Source organism: Rhodococcus sp. P3_B8 (assembly GCF_056402775.1).
Genome location: NZ_JBFUGT010000013.1, coordinates 13,717 through 31,063 on the forward strand (window position 1 = coordinate 13,717; position 17,347 = coordinate 31,063).

Consider the following 17,347-nt stretch of genomic DNA (forward strand, 5'->3'; position numbering starts at 1 on the left):
CAACGACATTCCCGACCACCTCGTTCCCCACCGACCTCGTCCTCGGCCTGCCCGGATGCAAGTGTCGGCGGGTGCGCTCCGCACGGATTGGAGGTCGATGAAGAAGCTGCCACAGGTGACCGCGGTCTTCTGGATCATGAAGATTGCCGCCACCACCCTCGGGGAGACCGGCGGCGACCTGCTCGCCCAAACCCTCGACGTCGGTTACGCCGTCGCCTCGGTGCTGTTCATCTCCCTGTTCCTCGTCAGCCTGATCACGCAGATGAAAGCGAAGAAGTTCCATCCCGCGCTCTACTGGACGGTGATCGTCTCCACCAGCACCGCGGGCACCACCATGTCCGACTTCCTCAACCGGTCCGCCGGCCTCGGCTACGCCAAGGGCTCCCTCCTGCTGATCACCTGCTTGGCCTGTGTGTTCGCCATCTGGAGCCGGTGCGGAGAGACGTTCGACGTCGAACAGATCACCACCTTTCGCGGTGAGATGCTCTATTGGATCGCGATCTTGTTCTCCAACACTCTCGGTACCTCAATCGGGGATTTTCTCGCCGACAGCTCCGGTCTCGGCTTCGCCGGCGGAGCCGCGGTGATCGGTGTGCTGATGGCTCTGATCCTGCTGGCGCACTACTTCACCCGCATCTCGGGCACCGTCTTGTTCTGGGCTGCGTTCGTGCTCACCCGCCCGCTGGGGGCCACCGTCGGAGATCTGTTCAGCAAGCCGCACGACAAGGGTGGTCTCGAGCTCGGCACTGTCGGGTCGTCGGCGGTCCTGGCTGCGATCCTGCTGGCCTTGATCGTCTACACCCATCTGCGTCACCAGCAGACCGCAGCCGAGCGGGAGCCCGTGCACGAACGTTCCTGACTGCCTGAGCGCCCATCCGAGTGTGAGGGGTTCCGCGATTTCATCCCCCGTCAAAGGAGGAAACACCCGAAAAGCGGCGTGCCTACTCGGGGGATGCACCCGAGCCGGTGAGGACGCGGGCGGCGATCGCCCGCATTCCGGCGGTGGTGGGGTGCAACGACTGGGCGAAAGACTGCGGGATCAGGCCTTCGAACCATCGCTGATCGGGTCCGGCGCAGGCATCGTGTCCGATGGCGGCGGTCGCGATGTCCACGAACCGGGCGCCGGTGGTGGTGGCCGCGGCGGCGAGAACCTGATTCATCCTCACAAAGAAGCCCGAGATCCAGGCTGCGTCGGCGTCGCTGATGGGGATGTTCGGCCAGCAACCGCTGGCACCGAAGATGCCGCCGTGACCGACGAGCAGCACCTGGGCCCACGGGGCACGTTGTTCGATGGCGGCCAGTGCCGCGGACACCTTCGGCTCCAGCGCGGCGAGTGCGGAATTCATTCCACCGATGGTCTCCGGGTCGGTGCGACAGTGCGCATCGGTGCCCGGGACGGTGGCGTAACACGGCGCCACCAGGGACTGCCACGCGATGTCGTTGCCGCCGATACTGACTGTGACGAGCGTCGTATCGGGTCGCAGGGCATCGATCTGCGGTGGTACCGCACCGGTGGCGGTGGATTGGGACGTGGTAGTGAGATTCTCGGTTGTCGCGCCCGAACAGGCAACGTTGGTGAAAGAGTCGGCGTGCAGCGCCCGGGCAACAACCCCCGGATATCCCTCGACCGACCGGAAGCAACCGTCGTGCAGCGAGATCGGCGCCAGGTATGGACCCGCGGCGCGGGAATCGCCCATGGCGACGTAGCGGATCGTCGAGTCCGTGACCGGATCGGCCATCGCCGGGTCGGACCACAGGACGGCGAGCGCGGCCATGGCCCCCACCAGAGCCGTCTGGACAGTCCGCGTGCAGAACGGTGCCCGACTCCGGCGTTGCGGCGTTCCCACACCGTCAGTGTCTGCCCGCCCCGCTGTGAGGACGCTGAGAAGAAGAGCACCGACCCGTTTGGTGTCAGCCGTTCCGACGGTTGCCACCGGCGTCCCGGAGAGGACGGATAGCGGATGATGGCCGCATGAGATCCGTACCCGAGTGGCTCAGACCGTCGCTGTGGGGGCTGGCGATCCGATCCGCGCTGGCCGCCGGTGCGGTCGTGACCATCGCCCTGGCGCTCGGGGCGACGGCACTGCTGTTCGTACTGGACCGGTCCCTGCTCTCGGCCCTCGACGACGCCGCCACCGCCCGAGCCCAGGACATCACCACCAGCCTGCGGTCGGACCCACCCGCCGACCTCGACGCTCAGCTACTCGACACCAATCAACGCATCGCGCTCGTTCAGGTCATCGACCCGGCCGGGCAGGTGGTGCGGACATCGGACACCGACCCCGGCGCCCCAGCGACCGATGTGCGGCCACCTGCCGGCGGTTCGCCGGTGCCGGGACTGACCGGGCGGGCCGAACACGGGACGGATCTGCGGATCACCGTGCAGGGCGCCCGCGGCGTCGGAGGTGAATACACCGTCCTGGTCGGAGCGAGCGAGGAACCGGTGGAAGCCACCCTCGCCACGGTCGGTGGGCTTCTCGCCCTCGGCGGTCCGGTCATCGCCCTCGTCGCCGCAGTGGTGACCTACAAGCTGGTACGGCGCTCGCTGCGGTCGGTCGAACACATCCGCACCCAAGTCGCCACGATCTCGAGTACCGACCTCGGCGAACGGATTCCGGTGCCCACACCCCGGGACGAGATCGCGGCGCTGGCGCGGACGATGAACGACATGCTCACCCGCATCGAGGCCGGCCACACCGCGCAACGCCGATTCGTGGGCGACGCATCACACGAGCTGCGCAGCCCACTGGCCACCGTCACCATGGCCCTGGAACTGGCCGATGCCCGCCCAGAACTACTCGACCGCGAACTCGTACGGGACACCTTGCTGCCCGAGGTCACCCGGATGCACCTGCTGGTCGACGATCTGCTGCTGCTTGCCCGCGCCGACGAGCGCGGCCTGCCGCTGCGGCTCGGCGACGTGGACCTCGACGACGTGGTGGACACCGAGGTCCACCGCGCCCGAGGCAAGACCGGCAAAACGGTGACCGCCTCGTTGACCCCCGTGCGGATCCGCGGCGACCTCACCCAGCTCGAGCGGGTAGTGCGCAACCTCATCGACAACGCCGTCCGGTTCGCCGCACATGCTGTGCACGCGGAGGTCTCGCGCCGCGGGACCACCGCGCAGATCACGGTGTCCGACGACGGGCCGGGCATCCCGCAGCCCGACCGGGCCCGCGTCTTCGAACGGTTCGTGCGACTCGACAACGCCCGTGAACGCGACCGCGGCGGTTCCGGCCTCGGCTTGGCCATCGTCGCGGAAATCGTGTCCGCCCACCGAGGTTCGGTGCGGATCGAGGAGAGCGCGGCGGGCGGGGTACAGGTCGTGGTCACCCTTCCGGCGACTCCGGCTGAGCTGTCGTGAGCCGATATCCGACGCCGCGGACCGTGTCGATGGTGTGCGCGCCGAACGGTGCGTCGATCTTCCGGCGGAGATAACCGACATACACCTCGACGATATTCTCGTCACCGTCGTAATGCGCGTCCCACACGTTGCGCAGAATCTCGCCCTTCGTCAGGGCAGTGTCCGGGTGACGCAACAGGAACTCGAGGACCCCGAATTCGCGGGGAGTCAGGGCCAACTCTTCGTTACCACGCATGACGCGTCGCCGCGCCGGGTCGAGGCTCAGATCGCCCGCGGTGAGCAACACCGGGCGCGCTGGTGCGCCGCGGCGCGCCAACGCGCGCAGGCGGGCGACGAGCACCACGAAAGAGAACGGTTTGACCAGGTAGTCATCGGCACCGAGATCGAACGCGTCGGCCTGGTCATACTCACCGTCCTTGGCGGTCAGCATCAAAATCGGAGTCCAGATCTGCTTGGCGCGAAGTGCACGGACAATTTCATATCCGTTGATTCCCGGCAGCATGATGTCGAGAACGATCACATCGAAGGTGTCCTCGGTGGCGCGCCAGAGACCGTCCTCACCGGTAGCGGCGGTGACCACCACGAAACCCTCGAATTCGAGGCCACGGCGCACCACACTCGCCAACCGAGCTTCGTCCTCGACGACCAACACCCTCATCAGACTGCCGCTTTCTGCCACTATTCGGTCGACGTTACGGGGCGGTGGTGGGGATGACGTCGCCCCAGGCGGCGCGTGAACCCGATTCGCCGATTCGGTAGACCTGAACGATGGTCCCTGTTCCCACGACCAGCGCGAGGGCGGCGACGATCAGCGTAAGTGCACGGGACGGGTTCGTCGTTCGCTCGCGGAGATGGACCGCGGCGACCGCCAGTGCAGCCACGAGAAGGGCGGCGGAGAAGTAGATCATCGTGTCGCCCAGCTCGGTGTGGGTGTGCACGGCAGCCGACCTGGCGACGTGCTTCTCGAGCCATTCGCCGGCGTCGGTGGTCAGCGGAGTCAACACGGTGATCACGGCGGCGAGGACGAGGGTGGGCCAGACGAGTCGACGTCGGGCTGCGGGCCACACACCGCACACGATGACCAGGATCGCTGTCAGTGGAGCCAGGGCCACGATGAAATGAACGAGCAGCACGTGGACGGGCAAGCCGCTGACAGTGGACATGACGCCAGTATCGTGGCCGGCGCTGAGAAAGCGCTGAAGGCCCGGTCGAACCTGCCGACGCCGAGACCTCACCGCTCGAGCCCACTCGTCGGCCGATGGGGTCCCAGCCGTAGCCGTGCCATCGACGATCACGTCCCGGACCGACCGCGGTTCCGGTCGGGATCGGCCGGCAGACCCGGGTCGCGCAGAGTTCAGGTCGTGATCTCCGCGAGGACGGCCTGCAGGCCCTCGATGAACGACCGGACGGTGGAGGCGTCGAACAGGTCCGTGGAGAACACCAGTTCGGCGTCGATGCCGGCGGGCTGCCCGTCGGTGTCGTGGCGTTCGGTGAAATGGAAGTGCAGATCGCATTTCGCGATGTCGAGGGGCCGGGGGCTGATCTCGAAGCGCAACGTCTCGGCGGTCAAGGTGGCGGGCGTGAAGTTGTTCAGCGACACCGCGACCTGGAAGAACGGGTGCAGAGAGGGGGAGCGCGGCGGATCGAGCACCTCGACCAGCCGCTCGAACTGCACCTCGGACTGGGCGAGGGCACGCAGTTCCACATCGCGGGACTGGTCGATGACCTCGGTGAAACTCATGCCCGGCTCGAGGCGGGTCCGCAGGACGATGGTGTTGACGAACATGCCCACCACGTCGTCGAGCGCGGGATCCCCGCGGCCCGCGACGGGGGTTCCGATGGCGATGTCGCGGTCCCCGCTCAGGCGCACGAGCAGCATGGCCACCGCCGACCGCAGGGCAGTGAACAGCGAGGCGTGCTGATGGTGGACGAGGGTCAGCAGGGCGCGATGGGTGCGTTGATCGATCTGAAAGCTCTCGCGTCCAGCCCCGAATGACCACTTTTGTGGTCGCGGGCGGTCGGTCGGCAACGAGAGTTCGCCGGGAAGACCCGCCAATTCCGTTTCCCAGTAGTCGATTTGGCGTGATGCGAGGCTCTCGGGGTCGGACTCGGCGCCGAGGAGTTCACGCCGCCACACACTGTACTGCGCGTACTGCACCTCGGCGGGCGCCCACTCCGGGGCCGCGCCCGCGGCGCGGGCGGTGTACGCGGCGACGAGATCGCGGGCCAGCAACGCCAACGACCAGCCGTCGGCCGCGATGTGGTGGATGACGCACGCCAGGATGTGCTCGCGAGGGGTCAGCGCGAAGATCCCGGCCCGCAGCGGTGGTTGCTCGCGCACATCGAACCCGGTCTCGAGGAGACGCGCTATCGGTTCGTCGGCGTCTCGGGCCGGGATCTTCGCGGGGGCGAGATCGGGCAATGCGTCGGCGACGTCAAGCACCCGTTGGTGGGGTCCGGTGGGGGAGTCGGGGAACACCGTTCGTAGCGATCGGTGCCGCTCGATGACGTCCGCGGTAGCCAGCCGCAGGGCGTCGGTGTCGAGTTCGCCGACCACCCTGACGGTGAACGGAATGTTGAACAGCGCGGGTGTGGTGATTGTGCGGTCGATGAACTGTTGCGACGGCGACAGCGGCGCGCGATTGGGCACCGTGACGGCACGCAACTGCGGGCGGGGTGCACGGTCGCCGTCAGCCCGGTGGGCACCGGCTTCGGTGACGACCTGCGCGAGCGCGGCCACGGTGGGCGTGTCGAAGAGTTCCCGCACCCCGAGGGTGGTGCCGTGTTCGGCGTTGATCACCGCGACCACCCGGGTGGCGGACAGGGAGTCTCCGCCGAGGTCGAAGAAGGAATCGTCCGCCCCCACCGCGGGCACGGCGAGTATTCGGGCGAACACGTCGGCGACACTGCGTTCGGCGGCCGTCGCCGGGTCGCGACGAGATGCAGGGGAGGAGCCGAACTCGGGCGCGGGAAGGGCGCTGCGGTCGAGTTTCTTGGTCGGTGTCAGCGGAACCGTGTCCAGGACCATGATCGATGCCGGAACCATGTAGTCCGGAAGGAACTGGGCCACTTCTGCTTTCAGCGTCTCCGGTGTGATCGCCGCCTCCGGTCGACGCATCACATAGGACACGAGGGCCGGGTCACCGGCCGGGTTCTGGTGCACGACCGTGGTGGCGAAGGTGACCTCGCTGTGTTGGTGCAGTGCGGTGTTGATCTCGCCGAGTTCGATGCGGAACCCGCGGATCTTGACCTGTTCGTCGGTGCGGCCCAGGAATTCGAGGGTGTGTTCGGCGGTCCAGCGGACCCGGTCGCCGGTGCGGAATAGGCGGGATCCGGGTTTGCCGAACGGGTTCGCGATGAACCGTGATCCGGTCAGCGCCGGCCGCTGGTGGTAGCCGCGGGCCACCGCCGCGGTGGCGAGGTAGAGCTCGCCGGCCGCGCCCGGTGGCAGCGGGCGTAGTCGGTGGTCGAGTACGACGGCGCTCACCCCGCGCATGAGGGATCCGATCGTCACTTTGTCGTGCGGTGCGATCGGGTCGGTCAGGGTGACGCTGCAGGTGGTTTCGGTGGGCCCATACGCGTTGCGCAGCATCCGCCCGCCGGCCCAGCGCCGCACCAGCTCCGGCGGGCACACTTCACCACCGACCAGCGCGAGCTGTATGTCGTCGAGCCCGGTCGGGTCCACGGTCGCCAACGCCGACGGCGTCGACAGCAGATGGGTGATGTGTTCGGCGCGCAGCAGCGCCGCCAGCTCCTGCCCGCCATACACCTCCGGCGGGACCACGACCAGTGTGGCGCCGGCGAGGCACGCAGCGAGAACCTCGACCAGCGCGGTGTCGAAGCTGGGGGAGGCGAAATGCAGCACACGCGAATGGGCGGACACCGCGTAGTTGTCGCGGATCTCCTGGGCGAGGTTGGCCAGACCCTGGTGGGTGACAACTACCCCCTTGGGCCGTCCGGTGGACCCGGAGGTGTAGATCACGTACGCGGGGTGCTCGACCCGCAACGAACGGACACGGTGCCGGTCCGCCACTGCCGCAGAGCCCAGGCCAGGATCACCGCCCGTGATGTGGCCGTCGTCGAGGGTCAGCCACCGGACGGTCTCGGGCAGATGCCCGACCTCGGTGGACACGGTGAGTCCCACCGCGGCGCCGCAGTCGCCGACGGTATAGGCGATCCGCTCGACCGGATGAGTGGGATCGACGGGCACATACGCGGCGCCGGTCTTCGCGACCGACCACAGCGCCAGGACCGACTCGTACGACCTCGGCACCGCTACCGCAACCAGGTCTTCCGGTCCGAGTCCGTGCCCGATCAGGGTCCGGGCGATCTGGTTAGCACGATGGTCGAGTTCGGCATAGGACACCGTGCGTCCGCGGTCGCGGACGGCGACGGCCTCCGGGTGGGATTCGACCGTCGCCGTGAGAAGCCGATCGAGCGTGACCGGATCACTGTCCGTCAGGCCGCTGGCCGGTGTGAACTGTTCGCGTTCGCCCTCGGCGAACAGGTCGAGATCGGCGACTGAGAGATTCGCCGCGGTCGCCGCGGTGAACGATGCCAGGAAGGTGGTGAATCGGCGGTGATGGCTGCGCAGTTCCGCTTCGTCGTACAGCGACGGATTGCCCTCGAAATCGGCACGGGGGAGCGAATCCGCGAGTCCGGGGTAAATGTTGACCGCCAGATCCGCGGTCGGCCCGGTGGTCAACACCCGCACCCGGCCGGTCACCGCGCCGAGCGTGATCTCCTGCTTGAACAGCATGAGGTTGAGTACCGGCCCGAAATACGCCAGACCGCCTCCCTCCGAGCCCATCTCACGCCCAATATCCTCCCGGCGATACCGTTGATGGCGCAGTGCTGTCGTCAACGCCGTTCGGGCCACCCCGATCGCGCCGCCCACCGTGGTAGCTCCGATTCCCTCCAGCCTCAGCGGAAGAACGTTCGATACCGAACCGCCAGCGGCCCGGAGCCGGGCCGAGGTGCGTGCCGAGACCGGCAGTGACAGGACGACATCGTCGACACCGGTCATCCGGGCGAGGTACGCGGCGAACGCGGCCACGATCAGCGCCGTCGGATTATGGCCGTTTCCGTGCGCGAGCCCCCGGCTCGAAGGGGCATCCAGCACAAGGGAATCACTGGCCACCCGAACCGTGGCACCGGGTGGCGCTGTGTGTGAGGTGAGGCTGACCACGGGGGGAAGCTTCTGCACCTGGTGTTGCCAGTAGTCACGATCGCGACCGAACCGGGGGGAGGACCGATATTCCGCATCCTCCTGCACTATCCGCTCCGGGTCGATCACCTGGCGCCGAGGCGCTTCGACGCCATCGATCGCGGCGACATACAGTTCGGCCGCCCGGCGCATCGACATCATCGCCGCATACCCGTCCAACGCGATGTGGTGGGCCCGCGAATACCAGTAGAAGTGCTCGTCAGCCAGTTGCAGGATGTGCGAGACAATCAGCGATTCGCCGTACATGTCGATGGACGCGGTGCTCTCGTTCCGCATCCACGCCTGGGCCGCCTCGACGGAGTCGCCACGGAAGTCGACCACGGGCACCGGTTTCGCCGACGTCGTGCCCAGGACCTGGTGCGGGTGCCCGTCGACGTCGACGAGCTTGATGAATCCTCCGCCCAGTTCGCGGCGTGCCTGCTCGCTGGCCTCGGCCAGCAGGTCGAGGTCGACCGGTCCGCGAAGCTCCACGTACTGGGCGATCACGTACGGGACGTCGGGGGTGAGTTGCTGGGCGAACCATATGGAGCGCTGCGCCGCCGTCAGAGGAATCACGCGCGCCCCCGGCCCGGGCAGGTCGTTACCGGTGATCACATTCGCCTCGCGGATCTCGTCGCATCTGGTCTGTGTCCAACCACAGCGGGCGGTGCCGGCGAGGATGTCGAGTCTTCGACTCGACGCGACGAGTGGGGCGTCAGAGTCGGGGCGACGGCACCCACACCACCCCTCACTTGACTGCCCGCAGCACGACAAGCTCCTCGCAGTGCTGCCCCACATCGATCACCCCACGCTGGACGAGCATGTCCCTTCGGGCCGCGAGCACCGGCCCGAAAGGGATATCGACCCGCGACACAATATTGACGCGCAGACCCTGTTCTTCGAGCATCGTCTGGGACTTCTCGATCCCACTAAATGAGGACTGCACGAGCAGCAGCACCCCGCCGGCCGCGAGAACGTCCGGGACCTGCAGACAGATCCGGTCGAGCAACGCGCGACCGTCCTTGCCCGCATCCCAGCATCGTGCGATCCCGCTGACCGGCACCCGGTCATTCTCGGCGGGTACGTAGGGCGGATTGGACACCACCAGATTGAAACGCTCGCCGCGGACAGGCTCGGTGAGGTCACCGCGCACCACTCGCACCGAACGACCGTGCAGTCGGGTGTTCATCCACGTAGTCGCCCACGCGCGCCGCGACAGGTCAACCGCCGTCACCTGCCCGGCACCCGCTTCCGCTGCCCGCACACTCACAATGCCGGTACCGGCGCACAGATCGAGCACTCGAGAATCGGGCCCGAGAGCCTCCTGTTTCAGAGCTTCGACCAACGCCCATGAATCATGCTGCGCGGGGTATACCCCAGGAAGTCGCACCAGCACCAGAGCCCCCTCGTCACTATTTAGACTCCGCTCCAGAGGTCGTTCCGAGCGCCGATGAGACTATACAAACTCCAGGGCATGCGCTTGACAACCGCGGCCGCGGCGTGAGCGTCGACACCCTTTGACCTCGACATTTCGTCGACGACCCTCACCCTGACGCCCAACGCACGGCTGTGGTTGCACGCGTCGCGAAAGGTCGCTACCAAGAAAACGATGCTACATACTGGATGCCAAACTTAACCATCCGGATCCTGGTGGACCGCGTAACAGGTGGAAGGGTGATCATCGGCAACCCGGACGGCACCCGCCCGAGAATTCGACGCGGCTCGATTCCGACGCTGCGGGGCAGGGATTTTCGCTGTACCCACGGAGATAACGATCCGACCGTACGCGATCCTCGTTGAGAATTCCCTGAGAGCGGGCCCCGTTACCGGACATCCCGGGCTAATCGGACAATTTGAACCAAATAGAATGTGCGGCAACATACCTCGCTGGTCGTTCCAGTTTGTTTCGTTCTCGACGGCCATGCACTCGCCGCCGTCCGTCCAGCGAGTGTTGCCCGATAGACGCCACGCTGTCCCAGGGATCGAAGGTTCGCGTTCGGGCTGCTCTACGGAGCCCGTACTCGGGCAGCTAATCGGGTCGCTCCCGTTATGTTGCGTTCCGCACCGCAACACGGCCGTCAGGTGGTCGGCGCCGCGGATCCCGGAATCGAAGCGGCGGACCGGACCGTGATCGTCCCCGCGTCATGCATACGCCGGTAAAGTTCACGCGATGCTGCTGAATCCGAACCTGCAGGGTCGTGTCTTTCCGTCCGTGGGGCCGTATCTCGTTGGTAGGGAGAAGGTCCGCGAGTTCGCGCACTCGGTGTCCACCACGAATGCCATCCACGTCGATGTCGACGCCGCCCGCGCCGCGGGCCATCCCGATGTTGTTGCGCCACCGACGTTTGCGGCGGTTCTGGTCGAACCCGCGGTCGGACAGCTGCTTCGCAGCCCGGACACCGGCCTCGATCCGACCCGGGTCGTGCACGGGTCCCAGAGCGCCGGTATCACCGGCACATCGTGGCCGGTGACGAGCTGACGACCGATCTCACCATCACCGCGGTCACCGAACGCGGCGCCTACGCGATCGTCACCACGTCCAGTACTATCCGCGACAGCGAGGGGCGCCCCGTGGCGACCGTCATCTCCACCCTGTTCGCGCGGGGAGACGATGAATGACCGCCCGTCCCGATCACCGCCGTGGCCGTCGGGGATGTGGTGGCGAAAACCACCCACACCGTGAGTCGGGAGTCCTTGGTGCGGTATGCCGGTGCCTCCGGGGATTTCAACCCGATCCACTACCGCGACGATGTGGCCGCGGCGGCAGGGCTGGCGGGTGTGCTTGCGCACGGCATGCTCGCCGCCGGGTTGGCCTTGCACCCGGTGATCGACTGGCTCGGTGACGGCACCCGTATCCTCGGCTACGAGACCCGCTTCACCCGACCGGTGGTCGTGGACCCCGAGCTCGGTGCGGACGTCGACATCATCGCCACCGTGACAGAGGTCGACGCCGGGGCCGCGACCGCCCGCATCGATCTGACGGTCAGTTGCGGTGGGCGGGCGGTGTTGGGCAAGACACGAGTGGTGGTCAACCTGGTTGCGTAGGTGAACCGCCACTGCCGAGGGCGGTGGGGTTCGGTGGCCGGTGCCACGTCGAGCGGTTGGCAGGGGGGCGGGAGGCGCTTCGGTGACGCGCCACCGGGTAACGGGCATGTCGCCTCGCGTAGTCGCCTGTCGGGCGGGTACCCGAACGTCGACGGGGAAAATCTTCCGGTCCGTCCCTTTTCGTGCAGGTGAGTGCGGTGATCAATCTGTACTATCCGCTGGTCATCGTCCTGTATGTGATGTCGGCTCTCTGGCAGGGCAATCTCGGGCACTTCTGAACCGGTCGGTGGCGATCGTCCACCGTTCCTCGGCGAGGTGATCGGTCGGGTGCGTCGCGGGATGCCGGTTCGCCGATCACCGTGCCCACTGTCTCGATCGGGTTCGGGGTGTGCGTATGAAAAACTGGCGTCGGAACCTGTCTGAGGGGCTTCAGGCAGGTTCTTCTCGGGTCTTGTGGGTCGTCACCGAGGGGTGGGGTCGAGAACGGGGTTGCCGCGGTCGTCCGCTGCCGGTCCGGTTGTGGCTCGCCGCGGTTCGTCGGGCGGTCACACGTCGATGGTGACGGTGGCGGTGGCCGGGGTGTGCGGTGGTCACCGAATCGAGCGACCTGTCGGGTCACGAGGCTACGGGAATGGTCGAGTTTCGTTGCGTCGACGAGGCAGGGCAGAAGGAGATCCCAGGTCGAGGTCAGTTGGGTGGGCAGATCGTCGGAGCGGCCGGTGGCCGCGACCACGAGGTGGATCCCGGTGAAGACTTCCACCAGGAGGTGAGCGAGGGTGTCGGGGTCTTCCTCGCGAAGGTCGCCTTCGGCGATGGCGCGGCGGACGAGGTGTTGGTAGTCGGACAGCCAGGTGCCGAGGAGGGTCGTGCCCGTTGCTGGACGGTCGCCGACGTCCGTGATTAGACGGAAGGTTGCCTGGACCAGGGTGTCGTTGACGGCGGGGTCGAGCAGCAGGCACGAGATGCCGATCAACGCCTCGACGGCAGGGATCCCGGAGGTGAGAAATGGGTCGCACGCGCTTTTGAACCGGGTACTGCCCGCCGCGATGACTGCGCGAGCGAGTTCTTCCTTGGATCCGAAGTGGTCGTACAACGCGCCCTTGCTGACATGAGCCTCGGTGATGATCGTGTTCAGTCGGGCGTGGGCGTAGCCGACACGGATGAACACCGCCGCCGCTGCGCGGAACAGCGCCGCACCCGTGACTTCCGCCCGCTTCTGCATTACCCCGCCTTCGGAAAGCGACCGCTGACGTTTTCGCCGCCGATATCGACTCGTTCCGCTGTGAATGCCGGACCCGAGGATGAGGGTCCGAGCGCTCGGCTCGAGTGTCGACGCGCAGCGAGCGAACTCGGCACGAACCCGCGTGCAAGAGGTCCGGTACCTCGTGAGAGACACCGGTTCCCACCGCCACCGCTCTGATTTCGTGTCTGATCTCGTGGTGGTGCTGGAACCCTAGAACCAGTGCCGGCGCCCGCCGACGGCGCGGCCGGTGGCACCGAGCAGGGCGAGGATGATCCCGATGACCAACAGGATGATCCCGATGGTCCAGAGGATCGAGATGTGCGCCACGAATCCGATCACGAGCAGAATCAATCCGAGAATGATCACGAGGAACGTCGTTTCAGCTGTGGTGTGCGCCACCGACCTGCGCGTATGGTCCGGGGTTACCCGCTGAGCAGTGGTGAAAACCCTGGACGGTCACGCTTATGCTCGCGAACACCGCCGAGCTCGGGCACGACGTCTGTAGATCCTCGGCATCCGAGATCTGTGCTGACTCATGGAGCGAGACGTTGACGGCAAGATCAACTTTCGCAGATGGGTCTTGAAACGACCCGTTCTCGGAAGCTGGCCGCATCAGACACGACTGCGCTCATGAACCCTTCAGGAACCTCAAACCGAACGCCGAGAACACCAGGACGATCCCGACGTTCACCATCAGCCGCTCCCAGAAGTGGTGCCTGAAGAACAGGACGTCCACGCCGACCACGACGGCTACCAGTGCGAGCACGTAGAGCACGACGGCTGCTTGCCTTTCCATCATCCCGTTCTACTCCGGTGCCAGCCCGTAACGAGAGCAGAGCAGAGCCGGTCCTTGTGCTTGAGATCGGAGGTACCCCAGATCGTCGCGTCGGTGTCATGAGACACCCCAACGGGATCGCCTGACGGGATGCGGCCGGTCAATGGGATGGTGGAGTGGGTTGCTCTGGATAGTGACACACGGCATTTCATCCGGCGCGCCCGCGCAGCAGATAGATGACCGGCAAAATCCCGCCCGAGTTCACCAGGGCGAGCGCGAGTGCCCACATGGACTTCGAGCCCCGGATGGCCGAACGTGGACGCTGGGCAAGATCGATCAACGTGGCGATCTTCAGGCCTGTCTCGAAGGCGCCGTCAATGAGGAGTGCTTGCCGAAGACGTGGATCGAGGTCACTCCAACGCTTCTTGGTCATGGGATCATCGTGCGCCTGATCCCTGACCTGGAGCAAGGCCGATGGCCGGTCGCTGCGCCTCTGGTGCTATGCCCATCTGAGGGGTTCTCTTCGGCAGCGGTTGCGGCCGAGCGGTCCCCTGTGCGCACTGGCAGGGTGGTGACCATGCAGACTGCCGACAAGGATGTGCTGGACCTGCTCGACCACGCTTGGGAACGGTTGTGGAACCGTATGGTTGGACTGACCGATGGGGAGTGGTCGTGGCGGTCGGTTGACGCCGACGACAAGATCACCATTCGGTGGCGGTTGTTTCACATCGCTGAAGTCCTGACCCAATCGCGCAACTGGACGTGGCTCGCGGTCACGCCACCGGAGGCAAAGGTCGATAACGGGGGCGCGGACTGCGCGCAGGATGCCCTGGCCTCGATGGACTTGGCGTACACCGCCTTCCGCGAGCTCGTCACCTTCGAATCTGTCGACCTGACCGCGGCGATCGGTCCGGCCGCCGGGCCATACGGTTCGGCATCCCGAAGGTCGTTTGTCCTGCGCATTGCCAACGGACACGTCAGACTCCTTGTAGGCGGTCAGTTCGCTCCGGTTGGGCGGACACGGTTTCTCCGGATCAGTGGACACGAGAATTCCGGGTCGGCGGCCGCGAAACAGCTGATTGACACGCTGGCGTAAATACCGGACGGGGTTCCTTCGCCCGWGTTGGCTTGGTTTGCCGCGCAAACCAACCGACCGAAGGAACCCCATGACCAAGTGTGCCAGGGAAGTGATGGAGATCTTGGARGCCTACGACCTGACYCAGTGTGCGCATTCGGCGGCGCAGCTGGTCGGGTGTGACGAGAAGACGGTGGCCMGGTATGTCGMGCTCCGCGACGCCGGCCGCGACCCGGCCGAGCGTGCGCGTCGCGCACGCTCGATCGACCCGTTCCTCGGGAAGATCGAGGAGCTGGTGGAGGCCTCACAGGGCCGGATCCGGGCGGACGTGGTGCACGACAAGCTCACCGCGATGGGCTTCGATGGCACCGACCGCACCACCCGCCGCGCGGTCGCCGAGCTCAAGGCGACGTACCGGGCCGGGCACCGCCGRAAGTATCGGCCCTGGATCCCGGAGCCGGGGATGTGGCCGGGAGTTCGATTGGGGCGAGGGCCCGCGGGTCGGTGGCCGGCGWACCCAACTGTTCTGCGCATGGTTGTCGTGGTCGAGGTTTCGGGTGGTGGTGCCGGCGTGGGACCAGCAGCTCCCGACGTTGATCGCCTGCCTGGACACCACGCTGCGCCGGATCGGTGGGGCACCGACGTATCTGCTGACCGACAATCCCCGAACCGTCACGATGGACCGGATCGCCGGCGTCCCCGTCCGCCACCCCGACATCGTCTCCGCAGGAAAGCATTACGGCTGCGTCGTGCACACGTGTGAACCGTTCGACCCGGAATCGAAGGGCGGCGCCGAGCATACGGTCAAGATCGCGAAGGCCGATCTGGTGCCGACCGAGGCGAACCTGCTCGAGGAATACCCGAGTTTCGCCGAGCTCGTCGACGCATGTGAGCGGTGGTGCGAGAAGGTCAACGCCCGCCCGCAYCGCGCCGTCGGGGCCGCCCCGGCCRMRCGGTTGGCCACCGAACTCGRCCGGCTGCACGTGCTGCCCGAGGATCCGCATCTGCTTGCCCTCGGTGAGGAGCGCCTCGTCGGCTTCGATCAGACCGTCAGCTGGGGMAACGTGCGGTACTCGACCCCGGACGGGCACCAAGGGACGAAGGTGTGGTGCCGGGTCACCGGCGACGAATTGGTGATCGTCGCTCGCACCGGAGGCGGTGTCGCGGAGATCGCCCGCCACCGACTGTCCACCCCGGGGAACCCGAGGATCGTCGCCGCGCATTACCCGCATCACCCCGATGACGGATCGGTGCTGCGCCTGCCCAAACYCCGCCCGCGCACCGCGGCCGAGATCGACTTCCTCGCCCTCGGCGAGGGTGCACACCGCTGGCTGACCGAGGCCGCCGCCGGAGGGGTCGTCCGGATCCGCCACAAGATGGCCAGGGCAGTCGAATTCGCCCATGTCCTCGGCGCCGGACGGGTCGATCAGGCATTGGCCGTGGCCGCGGTGGCGGGCCGGTTCGGCGACGGGGATCTCGCCTCGATCCTTGACCACCTTGCCGCCGCCGTCCAGCCCGGACCTGTGGTTGTGGTCGACGAAACCCACTCCACGCAACCCGGCACCGCCGGATGGGGCCGGGTGGGCGCATGAACAGCAATTCGGCGCCGCCCCTCCCGGACGAGCTGGCCAAGATCTGCACCCGCATGMGGYTGCCGTATCTGCGCAAGGCCGCCCCCGACRTGCTCGCGACCGCCCGGGCCCAACGCTGGGACCCGGCCGAGGTGGTGCGGGTGCTGCTGCAGGAGGAAGTCGTCGGCCGGGACGCCGCCACCCGGCGGATGCGSCGCAAGAACGCGAAATTCCCGACCGRCAAGACGTTCTCGTCGTGGCGCCCGGAGGAGTCCTCKATTCCCGAGGCCACCCAGAACGCGCTCACCACGCTCGAATGGGTGCACCGCCGGGAGAACCTGGCCGTGTCCGGAGCATCCGGGACGGGGAAGAGTCATTTCGTCGAAGCGCTCGCGCACGCSGCGATCGAGGCCGACCTGCGGGTGCTGTGGTTCACCCTCGAAACCCTCACCCAAACGGTGAACAAGGCGAAGGCCGACGGATCCGTCGCCCGGACGGTGGCGAAAGTCTGCTCCTGCGATCTCGTGGTGGTCGATGACATCGGCATGCTGCCCGCCGGGCAGGACGCCGCCGAGGCGTTCTACCGCATCGTCGACGCCGCATACGAGCGCCGCTCGGTCGCCGTGACGTCGAACATTCACCCCTCGGGATTCGACACGATCATGCCGAAGACCCTGGCCACCGCTACTGTCGATCGGCTCCTGCACCACGCCCACGTCATCGTGACCAAGGGCGATTCACACCGCCTCGCCGACGCCCTCGCCGGCAAGGGCGTGCACCCACTCGACTAACGACGCGGACCAACGGCACCGGCCCGCCACCGGTCTTCAACGACCGCACATCCGGAATTTTGACGTCCACAGATCCGGAGATCTCATGTCCGCCGGCCCGGACTTCCTCGTGTCCGTTGACACCAATGTCGTTTCGCGAGCCGGGCATGATTGGCAGTGTGTGCTCGATACCGCCGGCCGCAGGAGAATGGTGAGTCGGGATCGAACATCGCCGGATTACGCGGCCGGCCACGGCGGACATAGGCGCTTGCGCTGACCACCCGGCTCAGGCCCTACA

Annotated in this window: 16 protein-coding genes and 1 pseudogene; 8 read left to right on the top strand and 9 right to left on the bottom strand. The window is 66.7% G+C overall.

All coding sequences use genetic code 11. The annotated features are described in order from the left end of the window. Window positions 1-97 precede the first annotated feature (97 nt). A complete protein-coding gene (locus tag AC1D1G_RS08025; protein ID WP_477951669.1) occupies window positions 98-859 on the top strand; it encodes a COG4705 family protein in 762 nt (253 codons plus the stop codon). 82 nt (window positions 860-941) lie between these two features. On the opposite strand, the gene AC1D1G_RS08030 is transcribed toward AC1D1G_RS08025, so the two are convergent. Further along, window positions 942-1,775 (bottom strand): SGNH/GDSL hydrolase family protein, encoded by an 834-nt coding sequence (locus AC1D1G_RS08030; RefSeq protein ID WP_477951670.1) that lies wholly within the window; start codon window positions 1,773-1,775, stop codon window positions 942-944. A 197-nt stretch (window positions 1,776-1,972) separates the two neighbouring features. Here AC1D1G_RS08030 and AC1D1G_RS08035 point away from each other — a divergent pair, with 197 nt between their 5' ends. After that, window positions 1,973-3,364 carry a sensor histidine kinase gene (locus AC1D1G_RS08035; protein WP_477951671.1) on the top strand — a complete coding sequence of 464 codons (1,392 nt, stop codon included), beginning with the start codon at window positions 1,973-1,975 and terminating at the stop codon, window positions 3,362-3,364. Here the strand turns inward: AC1D1G_RS08035 and AC1D1G_RS08040 are convergent. The 4 genes from AC1D1G_RS08040 to AC1D1G_RS08055 all read right to left on the bottom strand — a co-directional run bounded on the left by AC1D1G_RS08040 (window position 3,330) and on the right by AC1D1G_RS08055 (window position 9,966). After that, window positions 3,330-4,022, bottom strand: a complete 693-nt coding sequence (locus AC1D1G_RS08040) for a response regulator transcription factor (protein WP_477951672.1) — start codon at window positions 4,020-4,022, stop codon at window positions 3,330-3,332. The two genes, AC1D1G_RS08035 and AC1D1G_RS08040, sit on opposite strands and share 35 nt — an antisense overlap. A 34-nt stretch (window positions 4,023-4,056) precedes the next feature. Then, on the bottom strand, window positions 4,057-4,527 hold the full coding sequence (locus tag AC1D1G_RS08045; protein WP_477951673.1) for a DUF2231 domain-containing protein: 471 nt from the start codon (window positions 4,525-4,527) through the stop codon (window positions 4,057-4,059). A gap of 191 nt (window positions 4,528-4,718) precedes the next feature. Then, entirely contained in the window at window positions 4,719-9,185 is a 4,467-nt protein-coding gene (locus AC1D1G_RS08050; protein WP_477951674.1) for an amino acid adenylation domain-containing protein, read from the bottom strand. A gap of 133 nt (window positions 9,186-9,318) precedes the next feature. Next, a complete protein-coding gene (locus tag AC1D1G_RS08055) occupies window positions 9,319-9,966 on the bottom strand; it encodes a HemK2/MTQ2 family protein methyltransferase (RefSeq protein ID WP_477951675.1) in 648 nt (215 codons plus the stop codon). Between the two features lie 774 nt (window positions 9,967-10,740). Here AC1D1G_RS08055 and AC1D1G_RS08060 point away from each other — a divergent pair. From AC1D1G_RS08060 to AC1D1G_RS08070, 3 genes are read left to right on the top strand one after another with little or no spacing between them, the layout of a single operon-like run. Beyond that, window positions 10,741-11,049 carry an FAS1-like dehydratase domain-containing protein gene (locus AC1D1G_RS08060; protein ID WP_477951676.1) on the top strand — a complete coding sequence of 103 codons (309 nt, stop codon included), beginning with the start codon at window positions 10,741-10,743 and terminating at the stop codon, window positions 11,047-11,049. Further along, entirely contained in the window at window positions 11,031-11,189 is a 159-nt protein-coding gene (locus tag AC1D1G_RS08065) for an FAS1-like dehydratase domain-containing protein (protein ID WP_477951677.1), read from the top strand. Before AC1D1G_RS08060 ends, AC1D1G_RS08065 begins: the two co-directional genes overlap by 19 nt. Before the next feature lie 21 nt (window positions 11,190-11,210). Continuing rightward, window positions 11,211-11,615, top strand: a complete 405-nt coding sequence (locus AC1D1G_RS08070; RefSeq protein ID WP_477951678.1) for a MaoC/PaaZ C-terminal domain-containing protein — start codon at window positions 11,211-11,213, stop codon at window positions 11,613-11,615. Between the two features lie 211 nt (window positions 11,616-11,826). Here the strand turns inward: AC1D1G_RS08070 and AC1D1G_RS08075 are convergent, their stop codons facing one another. The 4 genes from AC1D1G_RS08075 to AC1D1G_RS08090 form a co-directional block, all read right to left on the bottom strand. Continuing rightward, window positions 11,827-12,837 carry a TetR family transcriptional regulator gene (locus tag AC1D1G_RS08075; RefSeq protein WP_477951679.1) on the bottom strand — a complete coding sequence of 337 codons (1,011 nt, stop codon included), beginning with the start codon at window positions 12,835-12,837 and terminating at the stop codon, window positions 11,827-11,829. 231 nt (window positions 12,838-13,068) lie between these two features. Further along, window positions 13,069-13,224 carry a DUF6131 family protein gene (locus tag AC1D1G_RS08080; protein ID WP_477951702.1) on the bottom strand — a complete coding sequence of 52 codons (156 nt, stop codon included), beginning with the start codon at window positions 13,222-13,224 and terminating at the stop codon, window positions 13,069-13,071. A 262-nt stretch (window positions 13,225-13,486) separates the two neighbouring features. After that, a complete protein-coding gene (locus AC1D1G_RS08085) occupies window positions 13,487-13,657 on the bottom strand; it encodes a hypothetical protein (RefSeq protein ID WP_477951680.1) in 171 nt (56 codons plus the stop codon). 184 nt (window positions 13,658-13,841) lie between these two features. After that, the gene (locus AC1D1G_RS08090; protein ID WP_477951681.1) at window positions 13,842-14,066 is read right to left on the bottom strand and encodes a DUF5652 family protein; all 225 of its coding nucleotides are present in this window, start codon (window positions 14,064-14,066) and stop codon (window positions 13,842-13,844) included. 144 nt (window positions 14,067-14,210) lie between these two features. Here AC1D1G_RS08090 and AC1D1G_RS08095 point away from each other — a divergent pair, with 144 nt between their 5' ends. The 3 genes and pseudogenes from AC1D1G_RS08095 to istB all read left to right on the top strand — a co-directional run bounded on the left by AC1D1G_RS08095 (window position 14,211) and on the right by istB (window position 17,070). Then, window positions 14,211-14,729, top strand: a complete 519-nt coding sequence (locus AC1D1G_RS08095; protein ID WP_477951682.1) for a DinB family protein — start codon at window positions 14,211-14,213, stop codon at window positions 14,727-14,729. Between the two features lie 70 nt (window positions 14,730-14,799). Next, window positions 14,800-16,300, top strand: a pseudogene (gene istA / locus AC1D1G_RS08100) (IS21 family transposase). After that, a complete protein-coding gene (gene istB, locus AC1D1G_RS08105) occupies window positions 16,297-17,070 on the top strand; it encodes an IS21-like element helper ATPase IstB (RefSeq protein ID WP_477951683.1) in 774 nt (257 codons plus the stop codon). The pseudogene istA and the gene istB overlap by 4 nt, the downstream one beginning before the upstream one ends. The last annotated feature ends 277 nt before the right edge of the window (window positions 17,071-17,347 follow it).